This window comes from Kitasatospora sp. NPDC058048 (assembly GCF_042885555.1).
Classification (GTDB): Bacteria; Actinomycetota; Actinomycetes; order Streptomycetales; family Streptomycetaceae; genus Kitasatospora; species Kitasatospora lactacystinica.
In genome coordinates, this window is record NZ_JBHVRT010000004.1 from 65,349 (window position 1) to 88,115 (window position 22,767).

18 protein-coding genes are annotated in these 22,767 nt (G+C 74.5%); 13 read left to right on the forward strand and 5 right to left on the reverse strand.

Annotated elements, in window-relative coordinates:
• Positions 1–16: 16 nt before the first annotated feature.
• Positions 17–1,213, reverse strand: coding sequence for a sensor histidine kinase (locus ACFVVA_RS05660; protein ID WP_387686362.1), 1,197 nt, complete (start codon positions 1,211–1,213; stop codon positions 17–19).
• A 165-nt stretch (positions 1,214–1,378) separates the two neighbouring features.
• Here ACFVVA_RS05660 and ACFVVA_RS05665 point away from each other — a divergent pair, with 165 nt between their 5' ends.
• Together ACFVVA_RS05665 and ACFVVA_RS05670 are read left to right on the forward strand one after the other, a co-directional pair.
• Complete coding sequence (locus tag ACFVVA_RS05665) at positions 1,379–2,395, forward strand: SAM-dependent methyltransferase (RefSeq protein WP_387686029.1); 1,017 nt, start codon at positions 1,379–1,381, stop codon at positions 2,393–2,395.
• On the forward strand, positions 2,392–3,561 hold the full coding sequence (locus tag ACFVVA_RS05670; RefSeq protein WP_387686031.1) for an NADH-quinone oxidoreductase subunit D: 1,170 nt from the start codon (positions 2,392–2,394) through the stop codon (positions 3,559–3,561). Before ACFVVA_RS05665 ends, ACFVVA_RS05670 begins: the two co-directional genes overlap by 4 nt.
• Positions 3,562–3,638: 77 nt before the next feature.
• Here ACFVVA_RS05670 and ACFVVA_RS05675 read toward each other — a convergent pair whose 3' ends face one another.
• A complete protein-coding gene (locus tag ACFVVA_RS05675) occupies positions 3,639–4,550 on the reverse strand; it encodes a hypothetical protein (RefSeq protein WP_387686033.1) in 912 nt (303 codons plus the stop codon).
• Between the two features lie 272 nt (positions 4,551–4,822).
• Here ACFVVA_RS05675 and ACFVVA_RS05680 point away from each other — a divergent pair, with 272 nt between their 5' ends.
• The 8 genes from ACFVVA_RS05680 (at position 4,823) to ACFVVA_RS05715 (ending at position 16,607) form a co-directional block, all read left to right on the forward strand.
• Positions 4,823–5,326, forward strand: coding sequence for a hypothetical protein (locus tag ACFVVA_RS05680; protein WP_387686035.1), 504 nt, complete (start codon positions 4,823–4,825; stop codon positions 5,324–5,326).
• Positions 5,327–5,352: 26 nt separating this feature from the next.
• Positions 5,353–8,127 carry a toxin glutamine deamidase domain-containing protein gene (locus ACFVVA_RS05685; protein WP_387686037.1) on the forward strand — a complete coding sequence of 925 codons (2,775 nt, stop codon included), beginning with the start codon at positions 5,353–5,355 and terminating at the stop codon, positions 8,125–8,127.
• A 993-nt stretch (positions 8,128–9,120) separates the two neighbouring features.
• A complete protein-coding gene (locus ACFVVA_RS05690; protein ID WP_387686039.1) occupies positions 9,121–10,431 on the forward strand; it encodes an SUKH-4 family immunity protein in 1,311 nt (436 codons plus the stop codon).
• Positions 10,432–10,681: 250 nt separating this feature from the next.
• The gene (locus tag ACFVVA_RS05695) at positions 10,682–11,644 is read left to right on the forward strand and encodes a Ppx/GppA family phosphatase (RefSeq protein WP_387686041.1); all 963 of its coding nucleotides are present in this window, start codon (positions 10,682–10,684) and stop codon (positions 11,642–11,644) included.
• A 635-nt stretch (positions 11,645–12,279) separates the two neighbouring features.
• On the forward strand, positions 12,280–13,083 hold the full coding sequence (locus ACFVVA_RS05700) for a sugar phosphate isomerase/epimerase family protein (RefSeq protein WP_380542246.1): 804 nt from the start codon (positions 12,280–12,282) through the stop codon (positions 13,081–13,083).
• Between the two features lie 46 nt (positions 13,084–13,129).
• Positions 13,130–13,936, forward strand: coding sequence for a class I SAM-dependent methyltransferase (locus tag ACFVVA_RS05705; RefSeq protein WP_387686044.1), 807 nt, complete (start codon positions 13,130–13,132; stop codon positions 13,934–13,936).
• Between the two features lie 140 nt (positions 13,937–14,076).
• Positions 14,077–15,921 (forward strand): dihydroxy-acid dehydratase, encoded by a 1,845-nt coding sequence (gene ilvD, locus ACFVVA_RS05710; protein WP_387686046.1) that lies wholly within the window; start codon positions 14,077–14,079, stop codon positions 15,919–15,921.
• A 155-nt stretch (positions 15,922–16,076) separates the two neighbouring features.
• Positions 16,077–16,607, forward strand: coding sequence for a hypothetical protein (locus tag ACFVVA_RS05715; RefSeq protein ID WP_359902722.1), 531 nt, complete (start codon positions 16,077–16,079; stop codon positions 16,605–16,607).
• 17 nt (positions 16,608–16,624) lie between these two features.
• Here ACFVVA_RS05715 and ACFVVA_RS05720 read toward each other — a convergent pair whose 3' ends face one another.
• Together ACFVVA_RS05720 and ACFVVA_RS05725 are read right to left on the reverse strand one after the other, a co-directional pair.
• Positions 16,625–17,917 carry a hypothetical protein gene (locus ACFVVA_RS05720; protein ID WP_387686048.1) on the reverse strand — a complete coding sequence of 431 codons (1,293 nt, stop codon included), beginning with the start codon at positions 17,915–17,917 and terminating at the stop codon, positions 16,625–16,627.
• 124 nt (positions 17,918–18,041) lie between these two features.
• Positions 18,042–18,491, reverse strand: coding sequence for a hypothetical protein (locus ACFVVA_RS05725; protein ID WP_359902728.1), 450 nt, complete (start codon positions 18,489–18,491; stop codon positions 18,042–18,044).
• 168 nt (positions 18,492–18,659) lie between these two features.
• On the opposite strand from ACFVVA_RS05725, the gene proC reads away from it, so the two are divergent.
• Positions 18,660–19,487 (forward strand): pyrroline-5-carboxylate reductase, encoded by an 828-nt coding sequence (gene proC, locus ACFVVA_RS05730; RefSeq protein ID WP_387686051.1) that lies wholly within the window; start codon positions 18,660–18,662, stop codon positions 19,485–19,487.
• A 115-nt stretch (positions 19,488–19,602) separates the two neighbouring features.
• Entirely contained in the window at positions 19,603–20,829 is a 1,227-nt protein-coding gene (locus tag ACFVVA_RS05735; protein ID WP_387686053.1) for an MFS transporter, read from the forward strand.
• 28 nt (positions 20,830–20,857) lie between these two features.
• Here the strand turns inward: ACFVVA_RS05735 and ACFVVA_RS05740 are convergent, their stop codons facing one another.
• Positions 20,858–21,379, reverse strand: a complete 522-nt coding sequence (locus ACFVVA_RS05740; protein WP_359902736.1) for a hypothetical protein — start codon at positions 21,377–21,379, stop codon at positions 20,858–20,860.
• Positions 21,380–21,557: 178 nt separating this feature from the next.
• On the opposite strand from ACFVVA_RS05740, the gene ACFVVA_RS05745 reads away from it, so the two are divergent.
• Entirely contained in the window at positions 21,558–22,754 is a 1,197-nt protein-coding gene (locus ACFVVA_RS05745; protein ID WP_380351274.1) for an acetoin utilization protein AcuC, read from the forward strand.
• Positions 22,755–22,767 lie beyond the last annotated feature (13 nt).

The window sequence follows — 22,767 nt, forward strand, 5'->3', positions numbered from 1 at the left end:
GGGCTGGACGGAGGGGCTAGTGGGCCGTCCTGAGCGGCAGGACGGCGCGGATCCGGAAGCCTCCGCCGGGGCGGGGGCCCACGTCGAGGCTGCCGCTGACCATGCCGACGCGCTCGCGCATGCCGATCAGGCCGTGGCCGAGACCGTCCACGCCGCCGGCGACCAGTTGCTCGTGGGTGCTGCCGCGCCCGTCGTCCTCCACCAGGACGGCCAGCTCGCGCTCGCCGAAGTCGACCGCGACCCGGGCGTGGACATCGGGGCCGCCGTGCTTGCGGACGTTGGTGAGCGCCTCCTGGACGATCCGGTAGACGGTCAGCTCGACGCCGCGCGGCAGCTCGCGCGGCTGCCCGGAGGTGGCGTAGTCCACGTCGAGTCCGGCCGTGCGGACCTGCTCCAGCAGCTCCGGCAGCTCCTCGACGCCCGGCTGCGGCACGTACTCCTCGGCCTTGGTGTCGGAGGTGCGCAGCACGCCCAGCAGACGGCGCATCTCGACCAGCGCCTGGCGGCCGGTGGAGGCGATCGTGCCGAGCGCCTCCTTCGCCTGCTGCGGGGAGTTGTCCAGGACGTACGCGGCGCCGTCGGCCTGGACGATCATCACCGAGACGTTGTGCGCGACCACGTCGTGCAGTTCGCGGGCGATCCGGGCCCGCTCGGCGGCGACCGCCACCTTGGACTGGGCGTCCCGCTCGCGCTCCAGCCGGGCGGCGCGGTCCTCCAGCTCGGTCAGGTAGGCGCGGCGCACCCTGGTCAGCCTGCCCCAGGCCCAGCAGAGGATGAACGGTGTGCTCATCAGCAGCGTGATCAGCGCCGCCTCGCCGAAGGTGTACGGGCGGGTGTGCGCGTCGCCCGCCCGGTCGAAGACCGTCTTCACCGGCTTCATCTGCCAGAACACCAGCGGCCCGGCGGCCAGGCCGGCCACCAGGGCCAGCCGGGAGGTCCACTTCTGGCCGAAGGCGGCGCCGGTGTAGGCGAAGACCAGGTAGGCGATCGAGGAGCCGCCCGGCGACACGTTCGCGACCACCTGGCCGACACCGATGCCCGCGGCGGCGGCCACCGTGAAGTCGGGGTAGCGCCGCCGGAAGACCATCAGCAGCGGCAGCAGCACCGCGACCAGGATCGAGGCGTCGAAGCGCCAGCCCTCGTCGAGGGAGGCGTCGTTCGGCAGCAGGCCGAAGAACAGCACAATCGACGCCCAGGCGGCGTCGACCACCATGGGGTGACGGCGGAGCCAGGCGTTGAGTCGATGCACGTGTCCAGCGTAGGCAGTCGCCCGGTGTGCCCAGGTCCGCCGGTAGGGCGATCCGTCCTACTCCGTAGGTCGGAGAAGCACCTGATCCGATGGGGAGGGGCGGTCCGGCGCCGGGTAGCGTCCCACCCCATGACTTGGATGCGGTGGGCGCCCGCCATGGAACAGGCCCTGTACGACCCCGGGCGGGGCTTCTACCGCAGGCCGGAGGGCCCCGCCGGGCACTTCCGCACCTCCGTGCACGCCTCGCCGAGGTTCGCCCGTGCGGTGGCCCGGCTGCTGCTGGAGGTTGACACGGCCCTCGGTCGTCCGGAGGAGCTGGCCCTGGTCGACCTGGGGGCCGGGCGGGGCGAACTGCTCACCGGCGTCCTGGCCGAGCTGCCCGCGCAGGTGCTGGCGCGGCTGCGCCCGTACGGCGTGGAGATCGCCGACCGCCCGGCCGGACTGCCGTCCACAGTCCTGTGGACGGACGAGCCGCCGCGCGGGGTGACCGGGCTGCTGTTCGCCAACGAGTGGCTGGACAACGTCCCGCTGGACGCCGGCGAGGTCGACGAGGACGGGGTGCTGCGCTACGTCGAGGTGGACACCGCGACCGGGGAGCAGCGGCTCGGCGAGCCGGTGTCGGAGGCCGACGCGGCCTGGGCCGCCCGCTGGTGGCCGGTCGCGGAGCCCGGCGAGGTGGTGGAGTTCGGCGGCCCCCGGGACGCCGCCTGGGCCCGGGCCGTGGCCGGGCTGGAGCGCGGCCTGGCCGTCGCCGTCGACTACGGGCACACCGCCGGGCGGCGGCCGCCGTTCGGGACGTACGCCGGCTTCCGCGACGGCCGGGAGGTGGCCCCGGTGCCGGACGGCTCCTGCGACGTCACCGCGCACGTCGCGCTGGACGCCGTCGCCGCGCCCGCTCTCCACAGCCTGTGGACAACCCAGCGGGAGGCCCTGCGCGCGCTCGGCGTGAGCGGCGGGCGCCCGGCGCTCGCGCTGGCCACCAGCGACCCGGCCGGCTACCTGCGGGCGCTGAGCGGGGCGGGGGAGGGGGCCGAACTGACCGACCCGGGCGGGCTGGGCGGGTTCGGGTGGCTGGTACAGGCCGTCCGGATGTCGGAACCTGAGAGCCTGGCGCCCCTGCCGGGATGGCAGACTCTGGGGGCATGAGGGAGACCACGGTCGGCATCGGGGCGGGAGCCGAGAACTTCACCGGCGCGGCGGGCACCACCGACATGGTGCTCAACATCGGCCCGCAGCACCCGGCCACCCACGGCGTGCTGCGGCTTCGGATGCTGCTCGACGGCGAGCGCATCGTGAGCGCCGAGCCGGTGATCGGCTACATGCACCGGGGCGCCGAGAAGCTGTTCGAGGCCCGGGACTACCGGCAGATCATCATGCTGGCCAACCGGCACGACTGGCTCTCCGCCTTCTCCAACGAACTCGGCGTCGTCATGGCCGTCGAGCGGATGCTCGGCATGGAGGTCCCCGAGCGGGCGGTGTGGATCCGCACCCTGCTCGCCGAACTCAACCGGGTGCTCAACCACCTGATGTTCCTCGGCTCGTACCCGCTGGAACTCGGCGGGATCACCCCGGTCTTCCACGCCTTCAACGGCCGCGAGGACCTCCAGCACGTGCTGGAGGAGGCCTCCGGCGGCCGGATGCACTACATGTTCAACCGGGTCGGCGGCCTCAAGGAGGACCTGCCGGCCGGCTGGCTCGGCCGGGTCCGCGCCGCAATTGCCACCGTGCGCTCGCAGCTGCCGGTCTTCGAGGACCTCGTCCTCGGCAACGAGATCTTCCGCGCCCGCACCGCCGGCGTCGGCATCCTCACCCGGGCACAGGCCGAGGCCTACGGCGTCAGCGGCCCGATCGCCCGGGCCAGCGGCCTCGACCTCGACCTGCGCCGCGACGAGCCGTACCTCGCGTACGGCTCCGAGGAACTGCGACAGGTGCTCACCGTGGTCACCCGCGAGGAGGGCGACTGCCTGGCCCGCTTCGAGTGCCTGCTGGAGCAGACCCTCAACTCGCTGGACCTCGCCGACGCCTGCCTCGACAAGCTCGCCACGCTGCCGCCCGGCCCGGTCAACCAGCGGCTGCCCAAGGTGCTCAAGGCGCCCGAGGGCAGCACCTACGCGTGGACCGAGAACCCGCTCGGGATCAACGGCTACTACCTGGTCTCGCGCGGCGACAAGACGCCGTGGCGGCTCAAGCTGCGCTCGGCGTCCTTCAACAACGTCCAGGTGCTGACCGAACTGCTGCCGGGGACGCTGGTCGCGGACATGGTGGCGATCCTGGGGTCGATGTTCTTCGTGGTCGGCGACATCGACAAGTAGGGCGGTGCCGGTGGGCGGGGCGGTGCCGGGCGGTGGCCGGTGCCGGGGGGTGGCCCGGTGCCGACCGGTGGGGCCGGTCAGTCCTTCGCCGGTCGGTCCTTCTTGGACTTCCTGACCGGGTCCGCCGGGTGCGGGGCCACCCTGCGGTCGCCCTTGGTGGCGATCCGCTCCTCGCACAGCCGGGCCAGCACCTCGTACCCCTTCCGTCCCATCAGCTCGGTGAGCTCGGGGCGGTAGCTGACGTACACCGCCTCCGCGCCCTGGTGAGCCGCCGGGGCACCGGTGCACCACCAGTGCAGGTCGTGGCCGCCAGGGCCCCAGCCGCGGCGGTCGTACTCGCCGATCGTGACCTGGAGGTAGCGGCTGTCGTCGGGGCGGTCGATCCAGTCGTAGGTGCGGCGGACCGGCAGCTGCCAGCAGACGTCCGGCTTGGTCTCCAGCGGCTCGCGGCCCTCCTTGAGCGCGAGCGCGTGCAGCGCGCAGCCGGCCCCGCCCGCGAAGTCCGGGCTGTTCACGAAGATGCAGGCGCCGTCGACCCGGCGGGTCTGGCGGTCGCCGTCCTCGTCCAGCATGGTGATGCCGCCGTCGGACGTGATCCGGCCCTCGGCGTCGGTGCCCTCGGCGAAGTTCTCCCACAGCTCGGGGGTCAGCCGGGCCGCGTGCCCCAGGACGCGCTTCTCGTCGTCCTCGTCCGAGTAGTGCGCGCCGAGCGTGCAGCAGCCGTCCGACTCGCCGCGGCCCTCGCGGATGCCGTGGCAGCCCTGGCCGAAGACGCAGGACCAGCGGGAGGTCAGCCAGGTGAGGTCGCAGCGGAAGACCTGCTCCTCGTCGGCGGGGTCGGCGAACTCGACCCAGGCGCGGGGGAAGTCGAGCGGGACCTCGTCGCGCGGGATCTCGCGCCGCAGGGTCGGCATCGCGAGATCGACGGGGGCGGGGGCGGCCTCGGGCTTCGCCTTGGACTTCTTCTTGGACGTTTCTGCTGGTGCCACCCGGCAAGGGTAGAGCTTTCGGCGGCGGGAGCGCGGTGGCGGGACCGGTGACGGGGGCCCGAAGCGGGGCCGGAGCGGGGCCGGAGCGGGCCCGAAGCGGGGCCGAAACGAGGTCGAGGCGGGGCCGGAGCGGCGGGACCGAGCGGCGTGAAGGCGGGGTGAAGAGCTCCGGCGGGCCCTGCGGGCGGGGCCGGAGGCGGGCCTACGATGGCGGCCGGTCCGCCACGGGCCGCTACCGGGCCGTCACCGGCCCGTGACGGGGAGGTACGGGGATGGCAGGCGGCAGCACCGGGGCGTCCGGCCGCGCGGGCGGGGAGTTCGTCCTCAAGCCGTGGGAACTGCACGGCGAGGGGCGGGAGTTCGAGAAGCTCGGCGGCGAGCTGGCGAAAGCCGTCACCGCCCTGGAGCAGGGCCTCGCCGCGCTCGGCGCGCCCTGGGGGACGGACCGGCCGGGCAGCGGCTTCGCCGCCGTGTACGGGCAGGCGCGCGGTGAACTCGTGGGCGGGCTGAGCGGATTGGCCGAGAGGGTGACCGGGGTCGGGGCCGGGCTGCACACCATGGCCGCGCGGACGGCCGACGCGGACAGCTCGGCGGCGAGCGGGTTCGGGGCTACGGCGGTGCCGGGGGCGGCAGGTGCGGCGGTGCCGGGGGCGGCGGCAGGTGCGGCGGTTCCAAGGGGGCCGGGGGCCTCGCCGGTGGTGCCCGCGGTGTACTCCACGGCGCCGGGGGCAACCCCGGGGGCGGCTCCCGCCGTCCCCAAGGACATGTCGGTCTGACGGACCCGGCTCGAAGGGGGAAGCGCGTGTCCCGGAAACTGCCCGAGGAACTGGTCCCGGTGCTGGCCCGGACCGGCCAGCAGTGGCCGCAGGCCGACGAGGAGGGCCTGCGCAGGGCCGCCGGGGTCTGGCGCGAGTTCGGCAAGGAGGCCGACCGGCTCACCCGCCGCTGCGGCGAGTCCGTCCGGCGGGTCACCGCCGACAACTCCGGCCACGCGGTCGAGGCCTTCGGCACGTACTGGCAGAGCTTCAGCGCCGGCGGCAAGGGCCACCTGGACGACGCGCACAGCGCGGTCGGGCTGGTCGCCGGGGCCTTCGACACCGCCGCGCGCGCCGTGGACACCTGCAAGGCCGAGATCGTCGCGACCCTGCAGCAGCTCGCCGCCGACCTCCGGCACGCCGAGGAGCAGGCGGCCAAGGCCAAGCAGACGGCCGCCGAGGTCGCCGAGGTCGCCGCGGCGGCAGGCGATGACCCGGCGCGGAGCGGGGTGGTCGGCGGACTGGAGAAGGCCGTCGGCGGCTTCGCGTCCAAGCTGAGGAACACCGCCACCGAGCAGGTCGCGGCGGGCGTGGCGGCCGTCGCCGTCGAGGCCGCCGGGCTGAAGATCGGCGGACTGCTCGCCGAACTCGGCCGCGCCATGAAGGACGCCCTGTCCGGCGTGCTCAAGGAACCGGCCGCCGTCGCCCTGCTGAAGCTCGGCCCCGCGCAGGGGACGGGGATCACCGCCGCCTCGTACCGCGGCGGCGCGTTCGACCCGCTCGCCGCCGGGCTGCCCGCCGCCCTCGGCGAACCGGGCGTGCTCGGCGCGGACGGCTCCGGACTGGTCCTGCTCGCCGGGAAGGACGGCAAGCCGCTGGTCGGCGTGCCCGGGCTGACGGTCAAGGTGGACGAGCACGGCACGCCCGTCCTCGGCCAGGACGGGCAGCCGGTCATCCTCCGCGCCGACGGCACACCGGTGGCCGACGCCACCGGGCTGCTGGTCGTCCCCGGGCCGGACGGCAAGCCGGTGGTCGGGGTGGCGGACCTCGCCGTCCGGCTCGACGAGCACGGGCAGCCGGTGCTCACCGACGAGAACGGCAAGGCGGTCCGCGGGGTGCCGCTCGCCGGGCTGACGCCGGGGGCGGACGGGCCGGGGGGACCGGGTGGGCCGGACGGGCCGGGTGGGCCAGGGGGTGACAAGCCCGGCGGGCCGTCGGATCCGAGGACGCCGGGCGTGGTGACGGTGGCCTCGGCCGCGGTGGCGGAGCCGGGGGCGGTCGTCGGTGGGCCGGACGTGGCGGTCGCGGCGAACGTGACGGCCGGGGCGTCCGCGGGGGCGCCTGCGGGCGGGGCCGGGGGCGGGTACGCCGCCGCCGGGGGCCCGCCGGGGCAGCATCGGGCGACGGGGAGCGGGGGCGGTGACTGGTCGCCGTCGGCGCTGTCGGCGCCGTCCGCGGTCGCGCCGGTCCGGCAGGGCGGCGGGCCGGCGGTCCGGGTGGACGGGGACTACCCGCTCCAGGCGCCCGCGGCCCCCGCGCACGGCGGTGGTGGTGGCGGTGCGGGTGGTGGTGGCGGAGGTGGGCCGGTGACCGTACGGACGGACTCGGTGAGTGCGCCGACCGCGCCCGTCACCGCGCCGTCCGCCGGTGGCCCCGCGTCCGGCCCGGTGTACAGCCCGGCGTACGGCTCGGCGCCGGACGCTCCGCCGCCGGTCCGGCCGGTCGCAGTGCCCGGCCAGTTCGGGACTCCGGTGTACGGCGGGTACCAGCCGGCCGGACAGGCCGGGCCCGTCGGCACCGTCGGGCCCGGGCCGCTGGCGGGCGCCGCCGGCGGGCCCGTGAACGTGGCGGCGCCGTTCGGCAGCGGTGTCGGGGCGGGCGGCGGGTCGGCCGTCGGTGGGCCGGCCGTCGGCGGGCCGCAGCCCGGCGCGCCGGTGGCCCGGACCCCGGCCGGTGCGGCACCGCACCCGGTCGTCGGACCGCCGCCGGTCCACGCCGCGCCGCCGGCCCCGGCCGCACCACCGATCGTAGGGACCACCCCGGTGGTCGGCCGGCCCGAAACCCACCCGGTGGAGGCCCGGAGGCGGGAGAACGCGGCGGGACTCGCCGACCAGACCCTCGCCTGGGGCGCGGTCCCGGTCGCGACCGCCCACGCGATGGCCCTCCAACTCGCCCTGCGCGCACGGCGCGGAGCCCGGCCGGACGACCCGGCGGTCCGGCCGCGCAGCATCGCCGACAGCCGTCCGTACGGCCTGCCGGGCGGGCTCGCGCCGGTCGACCCGCAGCACCAGGCCGAACTCGAACGCCGCGCGCCCCGGGACGGGGACGGCCTGCCCGTCCGTCACCCCGACCCGGCGGCCGGCGGCTGGGCGGAGGCCGTCAACGACGGCGGCTACCGCGAACCGGGCCGGGCCAACAACAGCCTGGAGATCGCCCTCTCGGCGGTCGAGTGCTCCACCGGCCGCCCGACCTGCGCGGCCCCGCGCATCCCCACCGACGGCGACGCCGGCGAACGCGGCGGCCGGGACCGCGCCGAACGCGAACTCGGCACCCCCTTCCGGGACCTGGGCGACGGCGGCCGGGCCTTCGACCGCCTCGCCGACGACCTCCGCCGCGCCGGCCACGGCTCCCAGGCGCTACTCCTCACCCTCGACGCCTACGGCCGCCCGCACGCCTGGAACGCCGTCAACCACCAGGACACCGTCACCTACCTCGACCACCAGCTCGCCCGCCGGGCCCCCACCCCCCTCCACCCCGCCACCCACGGCCTCTGGGCCATCGCCCTCACCCCCGAAGGCCGCCCCCTCACCCCCACCCCCTGAGTGCGCAGGAAGTCGACCAGGCCGACTTCCTGCGCAGCCTGCCATGCTGCCCCTCGGCAGTGGAACACGAGGTTGTGGGAGGGACAGCCCGCGGGGGAAGTCGATCCCGCCGACTTCCTGCGCGGCGGCCCGCGGTGGTGTTCCTGAGCGGTGGAACGCGCGGAAGTGGGAGGAGCCCGCGCGAGAAGTCGACCTCGCCGACTTCTCGCGCGGTTGGCCAGGTGCCCTTGCGGAAAGTGGGAGCCGCGTGGGAAGTCGGCTGGTCCGTTTCTACTTGCCCGCGCGGTGGAGTGTGGGGGCGGCAGGCCATGGTGGGGTTCGTGAGGGGTTGCGCAGGAAGTCGACCAGGCCGACTTCCTGCGTGGCCCGCCACGCTGCCCCTCAGCGGTGGAATGCGCGGTTGCGGAGGGGTCCGCGTGGGAAGTCGATCCTGCCGACTTCCTGTGCGGCGGCCCGCGGTGGTTTTTCTGGGCGGTGGCGCGCGGGGCAGTGGAAGGGGCCTGCACGAGAAGTCGGCCCGGCCGACTTTCTGTGTGCATTCGGGGCGGCTGAGTTCGGGTTCGGCAGAAATATGTAGACCGACCGACATATTCACCAGAGTGATGCGCGGGAAGTCGGCTGGGTCGACTTTTCGCGTTCGCGTGCTGGGGTGTGGGGGAGTCGCTGGGTCCCGGGCAGTTCGCCAGGGTGGCCCTGGAGGGGGAGGGGGTGCGTGAGAAGTCGGCCGGGCCGACTTCTCACGCGGATCCGGTCCGGGGGGCTTGGGTCTGCGCGTGAATATGTAGACCGGACGTCATATTCATTCTTCCGGGTCCGGCTGCGGGGCGGCAGGGGATGTGGGCGCCCGCGTGGGAAGTCGGCGGGGCCGACTTCTCGTGCATGAGGCATGAGGGCGTGCGCCTCCGGTGCTTGGTGCGGGCATGGGGCGCGGGCGTAGGGTCGCGGGTCGGGCCGGGATGGGCGGCGGGGAGTGGACGGGACGGGGGTGGCCGGGTGATTTCGCGGGCGCAGGCGGTGGAGGCGGGGCACCGGTGGGTCAACGGGGATCTGCCGCAGGGTGCCGGGGCGGTGCGGCGGGTGTGCACCCACGAGTTCGAGCTCGGCTGGGTGGTGTGGGCGGAGCCCGCACGGGTGGTGGTCGACCCGCGGACGGGGGAGCGGCGGGCGCCCGAGGAGGTGGGGGCGGCCTGTGCCGTGGTGGACCGGGAGAGCGGACGGTTCACGGTGTGGCCCTCGGTGCCGGTGGACGAAGTGGTCGGGCTGTACCGGGACTTCGTGGGCGCCGGCGGCTACGATCCGACCCTCCCGCCGGTGACCGGCCGGGGTGCCCGGGCCGAGCTGACCTACCGGGACGACACGGGTGAGGAACGGTCGCTGGCCCTGCGCTCCGCGGCGGGCCTGCCGCACCCGGCGCTGCGCGGCTGGTGGTGGCTGCGCGAGCAGGGTGTGGCGGCCGAGGACGTGCTCGCCGTCCGGACCGACCTGCGGATGAGCGCCCTGCCCGGCGGCTACTGGTCGTACGCGCTGACCGCCGAACTGCCCCGTGCCCGGATCGACTTCGAGCTCCCGTACGGCCCGCGCTTCGACCACCGGGCCGCCGCCGTACGGGCGCTGCCCGCGTCGCCGGACGGTCCGGCCCGCAACCGGGTGCCCTTCCCCCGCGCACCGGGCAGGGCGCACCAGGCGGGCGAGGCGGCCGACGAGTCCGACACCGCGCTCGCCGCCCGGCTCGCGGAGCGGTTCGGTCCGGCGGGCGTCCAGCGCTTCGAGCCGGCGGACGTCGCCCGCGCCGAACTGCCCGGGGACGCGGCCGCGCTGCTGCTGGCGGTGGGCGTCCCGGTGGCCGTGCCCGGGTTCTTCGCGCTGCACCACCCGGGCACGGAGGCGATCGCCGACGGCACCCGCCAGGGCACCGTCCTGCCCCAGCTCGCCGCGCAGCTGGCCGAGTCCGGGCGTGGCACCAGGGCGGCCGAGCGGGAGCGCCTGGCGCTCGCCGGGCAGTTGGTGCTGGGGACGGACGGCTGGGCGCTGCTGGCCCTCGGCCCGGTGGACGGCGCCGTCCGGGCGGTGGACCCGGACTACGCGACCGTCCGTCACTGCAATGCGAGCCTGCGCGCCTTCGTCCGCTGCCTGGAGGTGTTCGCCGGCTGGTGGCCCGCTCTGCGCGGGCTCGACCCGGTGGCCGCGGGCGGGGCGGTGGACGCCCTGCAACGCGCGCTGGCGGAGGTGGACGGCACGGTGTTCGCCGACCCGGAGAACTGGTGGGCCGTCATCGTGGAGCAGCTGTGGGACGGCCTGTTGTGACGGTCGGCCGTCACAACGGGCTGCGCCCGTGCTGTCACCGTCGCCCACCCACACCGTCGTCGCCGTCGCCCACCCTGCCGTCACCCCGCCCGCCCGCGCGGCCACTGAGGGCCCGGGCGGTCCGGGTGGTCCGGGCGCGGACGACCCGGGGCGGCCGGATCGCCGTCGGCCCCGCCGTCCGGTCCCGGACCAGCGCGAATACCGTCGCACCCCCTCTCACCAGGGTCCGCATCGCGTAGCGTGGAGAGTTATGCGACTCGGTGTGCTCGACGTAGGTTCCAACACGGTCCACTTCCTCGTGGTGGACGCCCATCCGGGCGCTGCCCCGCTGCCGGCCTACTCGCACAAGGCCGAGCTGCGCCTGGCCGAGCTCCTGGACGCGGACGGTTCGATCAGCGCGGCCGGCGTCGAGCGGCTGGTCGGCCATGTCGCGTCCTCGCTGCGGGTCGCCGAGGACAAGGGCGTCGTCGACATCCTCCCGTTCGCCACCTCCGCCGTGCGCGAGGCGGCGAACGGCGAGGAGGTGCTGCGCCGGGTGGCCGCCGAGACCGGCGTCGAGCTGCGCGTGCTCTCCGGACAGGACGAGGCCCGGCTCACCTTCCTGGCCGTCCGCCGCTGGTTCGGCTGGTCCTCGGGCCGGCTGCTCAACCTGGACATCGGTGGCGGCTCGCTGGAGATCGCCTGCGGCCTGGACGAGCAGCCGGACGTCGCCTGCTCGCTGCCGCTGGGCGCCGGCCGGCTGACCGCCCGCTGGCTGCCGGGCGACGTCGCCGACCCGGAGGTGCTGCGCGAGCTGAGACGACACATCCGGGCCGAGCTGGCCGCCGTGGTCGGCGAGATCAACCGTCTCGGCCCGCCGCGGCACGCGGTCGCCACCTCCAAGACCTTCAAGCAGCTGGCCCGGATGACGGGCGCCGCCCCCGCCGACGCGGGCCCGTACACCGACCGCCGGCTCACCCGCAGCGGGCTGGCCTCCTGGCTGCCCCGGCTGTCCGCGATGACCGTCGCCGAGCGCGCCCGGATCCCCGGCGTCTCCGAGGGCCGGGCCAAGCAACTGCTGGCCGGGGCGCTGGTCGCCGACGCCGCGATGGACCTGTTCGGCCTGCAGGAGCTGGACGTCTGTCCATGGGCGCTGCGCGAGGGCATCATCCTGCGCCGCCTGGACGCCATGGACAGCCCGGCCGACCGCCGCCGCCCGGCGCTCACCCCGTAGGCCGGTCGCGCCTGGGCACCGGCCGACCGCCGACCGACCGCGCCCGGGCGACGCGCCGGGTCAACGTGCCGATGGTCACTGCGCCGGTCATCCCGCCCCGTTCGCGGCGTGATCCGCTTACGCTGTCTCCCGTGGTGCAACCAGCGGGCGAGGACGGAACGCAGGAGGGCCGCACTCCCGGGAGCGGGCAGTCGCGGCCGGACGGTCCGCGCCGCCGGCTCGGCAAGGCGGTCACGGGCGCCACCGCCGCCCAGGCCGCCAAGCAGGCCGCGAAGGCCGTCAAGGCCGCCCAGCGCACCGCGAGGACGGCAGCGGCGAAGACCGCGAAGCCGACCGCGGCGGGTCCGGCGAAGACGGCGAACACAGCGAACACAGCGAACACAGCGGACACGGCGGACACGGCGAAGACAGCCACCGCACGGAAGCGCACCGCACGGAAGCCCGCCACCGGGAGGAGCACCCCGAACAGAGCCGCCGCGAAGCCCGTCCCGAAGGAGACCCGCACCGCCCGGGCCGCCGGCGCCGCCAAGGCCGCCGTCCAGTCCGTCCGCTCGGTCAAGGCCGCCAAGCGCGACGCCGCCCGCCCGCCGCTGCTGCGCACCACCGACCGGCTGGTGCTGCCGCGGCACCCGGCCCTGCACATCCCCGACACCAAGGTGGTGCTGTCCACCGCCTCGGTGTATCCGGCGAGCACCGCCGTGGCCTTCGAGCTGGCCGCCAAGCTCGGCTACGACGGGGTCGAGGTGATGGTCTGGAACGACCCGGTCAGCCAGGACATCGACGCCCTGCGCCGGCTCTCCGACGCCCACCGGCTGCCCATCCTGGCCGTGCACGCGCCGTGCCTGTTGATCACCCAGCGGGTGTGGACCACCGACCCGTGGACCAAGCTGGTCCGGGCCCGGGCGGCGGCCGAGAAGCTGGGCGCGAGCGCGGTGGTCGTCCACCCGCCGTTCCGCTGGCAGCGCCAGTACGCCAAGGAGTTCGTCGAGGGCATCAACCGGATGGCGGGCGAGACGGACGTCCGCTTCGCCGTCGAGAACATGTACCCGTGGCGCTACCGCGACCGCGAGATGCTCGCGTACGCGCCCGGCTGGGACGTCACCGACGAGGACTACCGGCACTTCACGATCGACCTCTCGCACGCCGCCACCTCCCGGATCGACACCTTCGCGATGGTCGAGCGGATGGGCGACCGGCTCGCCCACGTCCACCTGGCCGACGGCAGCGGTTCCGGCAAGGACGAGCACCTGATCCCCGGCCGCGGCAAGCAGCCCTGCGCCGAGCTGCTGGAGCACCTCGCCCGCACCGGTTTCGACGGCCACGTGGTGCTGGAGGTCAACACCCGGCGCTCGGCCTCCCCCGCCGAACGCGAGGCCGATCTGGCCGAGGCCCTCGCTTTTACCCGCTTGCACCTGGCCACCCCCTCGCGCGTACGCTGAGCCGTCCGGCCGGATCGGGCGCGAACCGCCCTGTCGAGGGGGAGAAGTGACGAACGATCAGAACGCCGGCGAGGCCGGCGGCTTCAGTGAGGTCCGCAACTTCCGCGAGCTGGCCGGGAGCTTCGGCGCGGTGGCCGCCGCGTACGACCGCGGCCGCCCCGGCTACCCGGAGGGGCTCTTCGACGAGCTGGAGCGGCTCTGGGGCCGCAGGCTCAAGGGCGCCCGGGTTCTGGACGTCGGCGCCGGCACCGGCATCGCCACCCGTCTGCTGGCCGCCCGCGGCGCGGACGTTGTCGCGGTCGAGCCCTCCGCCGGGATGGCCGCGCAGTTCCAGGCCGTCTCGCCGGACCTGCCGCTGGTCCGCGGCGTCGGCGACGACCTGCCGTTCCACGACGGTTCCGCCGACCTGGTCACCTACGCCCAGGCCTTCCACTGGACGCACCCCGAGAAGTCCGTCCCCGAGGTGCTGCGGGTGCTGCGGCCGGGCGGCGCCGTCGCGGCCTGGTGGAACGTCTTCGACGAGAGCGTCCCGTGGGTGCGCGCCCGGGACGAGCGGCTGTGGGCGGCGCTGTCGGGCCGGTACCACGGCTACCGCCGGATCGCCGAGCTGACGGCGCCCTTCGCCGCCGCCGGGCTGGAGGTCTCCCGTGCCGAGCTGCGCTGGCAGCGGCAGGTGCCGGTCGAGCAGGTGGTCGACAACCTCACCTCGCGCTCCTACTTCGCCTCGCTGGCCCCTGAGCGGCGCGAACCGCTGCTCGCCGCCGAGCGCGCGGCGCTGCTGGCCGAGTTCCCGGACGGGCAGGTGGTCGAGCCGTACGTCCTGGACCTCACCGTGGCCGTCAGGCGGGACTGACCGGGGAGGCCCGCCGCCTGCCCGCATCGCGGACGGAGCGTCCGCCGGCCGGACGGCGGGCGTAGGCTCGGTACCCACAGCGGCCCCCGGACCCTCCCAGCAGCGGGGTGCCCGCGAGAGCCCCGAAGGAGTGGAGCACAGTGCCCGAGCTGAGGTCCCGTACGGTCACCCACGGTCGCAACATGGCAGGCGCCCGGGCGCTTCTCCGGGCGGCCGGCGTAGCCCGCGAGGACTTCGGCAAGCCGATCATCGCGGTCGCCAACTCCTTCACCGAGTTCGTGCCCGGGCACACCCACCTCCAGCCGGTCGGCCGGATCGTCTCCGAGGCGATCAAGCGGGCGGGCGGCATCCCGCGCGAGTTCAACACGATCGCCGTGGACGACGGCATCGCGATGGGCCACGGCGGCATGCTCTACTCGCTGCCCTCGCGGGACCTGATCGCCGACTCGGTCGAGTACATGGTGAACGCGCACTGCGCCGACGCTCTGATCTGCATCTCGAACTGCGACAAGATCACCCCGGGCATGCTGATGGCCGCGCTGCGCCTGAACATCCCGACCGTGTTCGTCTCCGGCGGCCCGATGGAGGCCGGCAAGGCCACCCTGGTCGACGGCACCGTGCGCAAGCTCGACCTGGTCGACGCGATCTCCCAGGCGGTCAACGAGAACGTCTCCGACGAGGACATCGCGATCATCGAGGAGAACGCCTGTCCCACCTGCGGTTCGTGCTCCGGCATGTTCACCGCCAACTCGATGAACTGCCTGACCGAGGCGATCGGCCTCTCGCTGCCGGGCAACGGTTCGGTGCTCGCCACCCACACCGCCCGCCGTGCCCTCTACGAGGACGCCGGCCGGACCGTCGTCGAGATCACCAACCGCCACTACGGCCAGGACGACGCCTCGGTGCTGCCCCGGGCGATCGCCACCCGCGCCGCCTTCGAGAACGCCATGGCCCTGGACATCGCCATGGGCGGCTCGACCAACACCATCCTGCACCTGCTCGCCGCCGCCCAGGAGGCCGAGCTGGACTTCGACCAGCGGGCCATCGACGCGATCTCCCGCAAGGTGCCCTGCCTGTCCAAGGTCGCGCCGAACGGCTCGTACTACATGGAGGACGTGCACCGGGCCGGCGGCATCCCGGCCATCCTCGGCGAGCTGTACCGGGGCGGGCTGCTCAACGAGGACGTCCACACCGTGCACGCCGACTCGCTCGCCGAGTGGCTCAAGACCTGGGACGTGCGCGGCGGTTCGCCCTCCGCGGAGGCCGTCGAGCTGTGGCACGCCGCGCCCGGCTGCGTCCGCTCCGCCGAGGCCTTCTCGCAGTCCGAGCGCTGGGAGTCGCTGGACACCGACTCCGCCAAGGGCTGCATCCGCAGCGTCGAGCACGCCTACTCGGTCGAGGGCGGCCTGGCCGTGCTGTACGGCAACCTCGCCGAGGACGGCTGCATCGTGAAGACCGCCGGCGTGGACGAGTCGATCTGGACCTTCAGCGGCCCGGCCGTCGTGGTCGAGTCCCAGGAGGACGCGGTCGAGGCGATCCTCGCCAAGCGGGTCAAGGAGGGCGACGTCGTCGTCATCCGCTACGAGGGCCCCAAGGGCGGCCCGGGCATGCAGGAGATGCTCTACCCGACCTCCTTCCTCAAGGGCCGGGGTCTGGGCAAGGCCTGCGCGCTGGTCACCGACGGCCGCTTCTCCGGCGGCACCTCGGGCCTGTCCATCGGCCACGCCTCTCCGGAGGCGGCGTCCGGCGGCACCATCGCGCTGGTCGAGGACGGCGACACCATCTCCATCGACATCCCCGGCCGCCGGATCTCCCTGGAGGTCCCGGAGGAGGTCCTGGCGGAGCGCCGCCGGGCCCTGGAGGCCGCGGGCGGCTACCGGCCGAAGAACCGCGACCGGCAGGTCAGCCAGGCCCTGCGTGCCTACGCCGCGATGGCCACCTCCGCCGACAAGGGCGCCGTCCGCGACGTGTCCAAGCTCGGCTGACCCGGCCGGGCCCGCACGGAACGGCACCGGGCCCGTACGGAACGGCACCGGGCCCGTACGGAACGCGGCAGGGCCCGCACGGAACGAGGAGGAGCCGTCCCACCGGCCGGGACGGCTCCTCCGCCGTGTGCGGCGGTCGGGTGATAATCGACGGCGTGAGCGAGCAGCCCCCCACCCCCGCCCCCACTCCCGTCGGCGCCCCCGAGCCGGAGCCGATCCGCTGGTTCGGCACCAGCTGGCTGAACCGGGACAACGGCTACTGGCCGCGCCGGGTCGCCGTGTCGATCGGCGCCCTGGTCGCGGCGGCCGCCGTGGTGCTGCTGCTGCGCTTCGGCATCGAGGGCATCGCCCTCTCCGACAACGGCACGTTCCTCAACGGGCTGCTGACCGCCGCCATCGCGGTCTGCTCGATGATGGCCGTGCGGCGCACCTGGAAGGTGCTCACCGAGGGCAAGGACCAGCTGACCGGCTGGATGGCCGAGGAGAAGTCGCTCGGCGCGGTCTGGCTGATCGGCGGGGCCGGATCGCTGCTCGCCTACTTCGCCCGCAGCCTGGTCGAGGCCCCCGGCGAGGCGGTCCGGCGGGCCGCCTACGAGCGGGCCGTCGCCCAGTACGAGAAGCGCCAGGCGGGCCGCAGCCGCCGGCCCGACGCCAAGGCGCCGGGCCGGGCCAAGCGCAAGCGCTGACGCCTCCCGATCAGACCCTAGGTCCGGCTGACGCTGCCGCACTGGTCGGCCGGGGTGATGTCCTTGCTCCGGTCGTACGGGTCGGTGGTCGGGCCGCTCGGTGCCGGGTCGTGGCTGGTGAACTGCTGGAACTGCGGGTGCAGGAAGCCGTCGTAGACGTCGCAGGCGCTGTTGCCCGCGTCCCACTGGGTCTTGGCGAACACCAGCTTCTTCGCGTCGACCTTGTAGTGCTTCGGGTCGTAGAAGCGGACGTCGTCGACCTTGCGCACGATGGTGCGGGTCGTCCAGGTGTCGCCGTTGTCGGTGGCGGCGGTCCGGGTGACCAGCCCGACCGGCTTGGCGGTGCCGCCGGGCGCGGTGTCCGGGGTGCGGCGGCGGGACGAGGCCAGCTTCTCCGCGTCCGGGCCCGGCTGCAGCGGGTAGACGAAGGTGAAGTCGGTGTGCACCAGCACGCCGCCGTCACCGTCCTCCTCGAAGCTGATCCGGCCCTGGACCTTGACGGTGGTGCCCACCAGGGCGGCCTCGCGCGGGTCGAAACGGGTGAACCAGCTGGTCGGGTCGGTCTCCTTGGCGGGGTGGTCGAGGGCGGCGACGGCGTTGGCCCGCTCCTGGCGGTCGAGCATCGCCAGGGCGGCGTCCGGACGGGCCCCCGCGATCACCCGGGGGTCGAGGTTGGAGGCCGTCAGGTAGTCCTTGACCGACTGGAGCTGGGCGGCGACCTCGTCGGCCGAGAAGACGCCGACGGCCTTGGCCTCGGGCAGCACGAAGGCCTCCGGGCCGTTCGGCCAGCCCTCGGCGGGGGAGCCCTTCCAGGGGTGGTCCACGGTCGGCTGGTCGTCGGGGGTGGCCGGCGGTGCCGAGGTCGGCCTGGCGGTCTCCGGGGCGACGGTGGGCACCGGGCCGGCGGAGGAGCTCTTCCAGACGTGGTCCGAGAACCATGTGCGCAGCCCGTCGACGTTCAGGACGGAGAGCACCACCGCGATGGTCAGCACCACGAGCACCGGTGTGCGCCAGCCGCGCCGGCGCGGGCGGCGGGGGTTGCCCCACGGGTCGAGCGCGGCGGGCTTCGGCTTGCGCCCGAACCGGCCCTTGGACGCGGACGGGCCGTCGTTGACCGAGCGGCGGCCGCCCGGGTCGACCGGCGGGGTGTGCTTCCACCGGGCGGACAGCATGCGGGTGCGCCCGCTCTGCTCCTTGACGGTGGCCCCGCGGACGAATTCCTCGTCCAGGACGAGGTCGGCGAACGGGTCCTTCCCGCCCGCCTCGCGGCCCGTCTCGGGGCGCGGTTGCGGATCTTCGGCTGTCGGCATCGCGCCAGTATGCCGACAGGGTGTGACGATCCGTTGATCGGGGGCACACTTCGTGGTGAACGCGTGTGCGTGATCCGTGGGAGCGGTGTCGTTTGTCCGGAAACGGGCAGGTCGCGGGTGGCCGTCAGCCCTTGCCGCGGGCCTGCTTGACCGACCCGACCACCCCGGCGATCGCCAGCAGGAGGCCGGCCGGCAGCAGCGAGAGGAAGAAGGCGCCGAACAGGCCCTCGTCGCCGAGGAACAGCTGGGCCAGCGTGTTCAGCGCCAGCAGGCCGCCGGCGGCCGGGAGCGCGGACTGCCACGGGTGCTCGTTCGCCCAGCGGCGCAGTCGCCGGTCGGTGGTGTCGCGCCGCAGTTGGCCGCCGACGGTGCCGACCAGGAAGAAGAAGAACAGGCCCCAGCCGGCCGGTGAGGCCAGCATGCTCAGCGACCAGTTCCCGGAGATCGCCTCGATCCCCAGGGCCGTCGCCCCCACCACCGCACCGACCCCCGCGGCGGTCCGCCACGGGCCCACGGTCGCCGAGGCGACGGCGAGTTGCCGGTTCTCACGTCGGGACATTTCGTCGTGTGCCATGACTCCACGGTGCGCTCCCCGGAGCCGGGAGGCCATAGGGGAAACCCCGGAGTTCTCTCCCTAGGGGCAAGGGTCGTTCGGGTCCGTGGCGACCACGGGTCGGACGGTCCCCGCGTGTGCCGGTGGGCGGTGCGAGGATGGCCGCAGTACCGAGGCAAGGAGCGGACGATGGGCAGCAGCGCAGCACGCGGACAGAAGATCGCCTTCCTGGGCACCGGCAAGATCGGGGAGGCCCTGCTCTCCGGTCTGCTGCGGGCGGGCAAGGATCCGGCCGATGTCCTGGTGACCGCCCGCCGCCCGGAGCGGGCGGCCGAACTCGCGGCCCGCTACGGCGTGGTGGCCGTCTCCAATGCCGAGGCCGCCAAGCTCGCCGACACCCTGATCCTGGCGGTCAAGCCGCAGGACATGGGCGCCCTGCTGGAGGAGCTGGCCCCGCACGTCGGCGCGGACCGGCTGGTGATCTCGGCCGCGGCCGGCGTTCCCACCGCCTGGTTCGAGGAGCGGCTGGCGGCCGGCACCCCGGTGGTCCGGGTGATGCCCAACACCCCGGTCCTGGTGGACGAGGGGATGAGCGTCATCTCGGCCGGTTCGCACGCGGGGGAGGAGCACCTGGTGCGCGCCGAGGAGATCTTCAGCTCGGTCGGCAAGGCGCTGCGGCTGCCCGAGTCCCAGCAGGACGCGGCCACCGCGCTCTCCGGCTCCGGTCCGGCCTACTTCTACTTCCTGGTCGAGGCGATGACCGACGCCGGCATCCTGCTCGGGCTGCCCCGGCAGGTGGCGCACGACCTGATCGTGCAGTCCGCGATCGGCGCCTCGGTGATGCTGCGCGACTCCGGCGAGCACCCGGTGAAGCTGCGCGAGGCGGTCACCTCCCCGGCCGGCACCACCATCGCGGCGATCCGCGAGCTGGAGAACCACGGGGTGCGGGCCGCGCTGCTCGGCGCCCTGGAGGCGGCGCGGGACCGTTCCCGGGAGTTGGCCTCCGGCGGGAAATGACCGCTGCGCGACCCCTCCCGTAATCGCGGCGCACCCCCTACGCTCTCGCCAACATCGTCCTACCGGTCGGTAGCGAGGTCTGCGAGGTCCGTGTGGAGTCCGCCTGGAGGTCCGCTTGAGTGCCGCACCGTCCGCAGGGCCCGTCCCGTCCGCCACGGCGCCCGGTCTGCGCGTCGGGCGGGCGGCGCTCGCCGTCAGCTTCCTGCTCCAGGGCGTCACCTTCGCCCTGCTGGTCACCTGCATCCCGGAGATCCAGCACCGGTACGGGCTGAGCGACGGGCTGCTGCCGGTCTTCCTGGCCGCGGTGCCGGTTCTGGCCGGGGTCGGTTCGATCGTCTCCGAGCAGCTGGTGAAGCGCACCGGCGCACGGACCGTGCTGCGGGTGGTCCAGCCCGCCGTCTGCCTCAGCCTGGCGGCCGCCGGACTGGGTGGCACGCTGTGGCAACTCGCCCTGGCCCTCGGAGCGTTCGGGCTGCTGGTGGGCGCGCTGGACGCCAGTATGAACATGCTCGGGGTGGGGCTCCAGCACCGCTACGGCCGCTCGATCATGATCGGCTTCCATGCGGCGTTCAGCCTCGGCGGCATCCTCGGCGCGGCCCTGGCGGGCCTCGGCTCGCACTACGACCTCGGGCTGCCGGTGCTGTTCGGCACGGCCGCCGCGGTGATCGCCCCGCTCGCCCTGCTGACCGGCGGCCTGCTCGCCGGCCCGGCCGAACTCGGCGACGCCGTCCGGGAGGCCGCGGAGGCCGCCGCCCGGTCCGTCCCCTGGCGTCCGCTGCTGCCGCTCTGCCTGGCGATGGCCTTCGCGTACATCGCGGACGCCTCGGTCTCCAACTACAGCGTCAAGTACCTCACCGACGGGCTGGGCAGCCGGGAGGACCTCGCCAAGCTCTCCTACCTGGGCTACATGGTCGCGATGCTGCTCGGCCGGGCACTGGGCGACCGCGCGGTGCAGCGCTTCGGCGCCGTCCCGGTGGTCCGTGCCGGTGCCGCGCTGGCCGCGCTCGGCTTCGGGCTGGCCGCGGTCGCGCCCGACGCCTGGGCGGGCATCGCCGCCTTCACCGTGCTGGGCTTCGGCATCTGCGCGATCATCCCGCAGGTGTTCGCGGCCGGCGGACGGCTCTTCCCGGCCGACTCCGACGCCGCGGTGGCCCGGCTCAACCTCTTCAACTACGTGGGGTTCCTGCTGGGTTCGCCGCTGGTCGGGGCGATCGCGGACGCCGCCTCGTACCGCTGGGCGCTGCTCGCCCCGATGCTGCTGGTGCTCGCCGTGCTGCCGCTGGCCGACCGCTTCGCCCCGGCCCCCGCCCCGGAACCCGCCCGGGCCCCCGCCGTCGGGTGACGGCGGGGGCGGTCGACGGGACGTGGGGTCAGCTGATCACGGTCTGGAGCTCGGGCACTCCGTAGGTCCAGCCCTGGTCCTTGGCCGTGCCGTTGCCGACCTGGCCGAACTCGTAGTAGACGTACGGCGCCCAGTTCAGCGTGTACGGCGCGGTGCCCCACGCCGGGGTGTCGGTGATCTTGACGGTGAGCGTGACGCTCTTCGTCGCCCCGGGCGCGATCGGCGCGTTGAAGTGGAAGTTGGCGCTGTTCCCGTTGATCGCGCAGTCGGAGGTGTCACCGGTGCAGCTGAGCACGGTGAACGCTCCGGCCTGCGTGTTGGCCGGCCAGGTCGGCTGGACGGCCTCGTAGGCGAAGTAGATGGGACTGGTCTCACTGTTGGTGAGCGACAGCGTCAGGGTCAGCTGGTCTCCCGCCTTCGCCGTCGACTTGTCGACCGCGAACGTGGTGCCGCTGACCGCGGCGGAGGCCGGCTGGGCGGCGAAGAAGACGCCAAAACCCAGTATTGCAGCGAGAATTACCCCAAGGCGTTGCACGCTGAATGGCTTCATGGCGGAGAGGATATGGAGTCGCAAAGCGTTTGTCTGCACCGCCTCAACACCCGCCTCCACAGCTGCCCCACAACTTCCGTAGTTTCATTGCGCACCCCGGGCCCGGCGGCTCCCGCGAGTGCCGCCCCGGCGCGCCCTGACGGCGGTCCGGCCACCGCCACCCGCTACGGTGGAGGCCATGCCCGAAGCCGAGCGTGACACCCCCTGCGGCCTGCACCTCTTCTGGGACGAGGCTGTCACCGCCTACGACTTCGGCCCCGGCCACCCGATGGACCCGACCCGGCTGGCCCTCACCATGCGCCTGGTCGAGGCCCTCGGACTGAGCACCGGGCCCGGGGTGACCGTCCGCTCCGCGCCGCCCGCCGGCGAGTCCACCCTCCGGCTGGTGCACACCCGGGAGTACGTCGAGGCGGTCCGGAACGCCGCCGCTCATCCCGAGCGCTCCGACCCGCTGCACGGACTGGGCACCGACGACAACTGGTCCTTCCCGGCGATCCACTCGGCCTCGGCACTGATCGCCGGCCAGTCCGTGGCCGCCGCCGAGGCGGTCTGGCGCGGCGAGACCCCGCACGCCGTCAACTTCAGCGGCGGGCTGCACCACGCGATGCCCGGCAAGGCCTCCGGCTTCTGCGTCTACAACGACCCGGCGCTGGCCATCGCCCGGCTGCTCGAACTCGGCGCCGAGCGGGTCGCCTACGTCGACGTGGACGTCCACCACGGCGACGGCGTCCAGGCGGCCTTCTGGAACGACCCCCGGGTGCTCACCGTCTCGCTGCACGAGCACCCCGCCACGCTCTTCCCGCAGACCGGCTGGTCGATCGAGACCGGTGGCGAGGACGCCCCCGGCTCCGCCGCCAACCTGCCGCTGCCCGCGGGCACCGGCGACGCCGGCTGGCTGCGCGCCTTCCACGCCCTGGTGCCCGAACTGCTCGACGCGTTCCGGCCACAGGTCCTGGTCACCCAGCACGGCGCCGACACCCACCTGGAGGACCCGCTCGCCCACCTCGCCGTCACCGTGGACGCCCAGCGGCTGATCGCCGAGGCGCTGCACGACCTCGCCCACCAGTACGCCGGCGGTCGCTGGGTGGCCACCGGCGGGGGCGGCTACGCCGTGGTGGACGTCGTCCCGCGCACCTGGACCCACCTGGTCGCCACCGCCGCCGCCCGGCCCGTCGACCCGGCCACCGAGACCCCCGAGTCCTGGCGCGCCGAGGTCTACCGCCGCACCCGCCGCCCGGCCCCGCTGCGGATGACCGACGGCGCCCGCCCCGCCTGGCGCGACTTCGACTCGGGTTACGATCCGGCCGACCGGCTCGATCAGGCCATCCTCGCCACCCGGCGGGCGGTGTTCCCCCAGCACGGACTGCTGGCCTGAACCCGCCGCCCTG

Bases quoted from the DNA above. Each gene is read 5' to 3' on its own strand.
- ACFVVA_RS05680 (WP_387686035.1), top strand. From the start codon at position 4,823: ATGGCAGGCGGCAGCACCGGGGCGTCCGGCCGCGCGGGCGGGGAGTTC.
- ACFVVA_RS05720 (WP_387686048.1), bottom strand. From the start codon at position 17,917: ATGCCGACAGCCGAAGATCCGCAACCGCGCCCCGAGACGGGCCGCGAG.
- ACFVVA_RS05725 (WP_359902728.1), bottom strand. From the start codon at position 18,491: ATGGCACACGACGAAATGTCCCGACGTGAGAACCGGCAACTCGCCGTC.
- ACFVVA_RS05695 (WP_387686041.1), top strand. From the start codon at position 10,682: ATGCGACTCGGTGTGCTCGACGTAGGTTCCAACACGGTCCACTTCCTC.
- ACFVVA_RS05665 (WP_387686029.1), top strand. From the start codon at position 1,379: ATGACTTGGATGCGGTGGGCGCCCGCCATGGAACAGGCCCTGTACGAC.
- ACFVVA_RS05740 (WP_359902736.1), bottom strand. From the start codon at position 21,379: ATGAAGCCATTCAGCGTGCAACGCCTTGGGGTAATTCTCGCTGCAATA.
- ACFVVA_RS05670 (WP_387686031.1), top strand. From the start codon at position 2,392: ATGAGGGAGACCACGGTCGGCATCGGGGCGGGAGCCGAGAACTTCACC.
- proC (WP_387686051.1), top strand. From the start codon at position 18,660: ATGGGCAGCAGCGCAGCACGCGGACAGAAGATCGCCTTCCTGGGCACC.
- ACFVVA_RS05660 (WP_387686362.1), bottom strand. From the start codon at position 1,213: ATGGTGGTCGACGCCGCCTGGGCGTCGATTGTGCTGTTCTTCGGCCTG.
- ACFVVA_RS05745 (WP_380351274.1), top strand. From the start codon at position 21,558: ATGCCCGAAGCCGAGCGTGACACCCCCTGCGGCCTGCACCTCTTCTGG.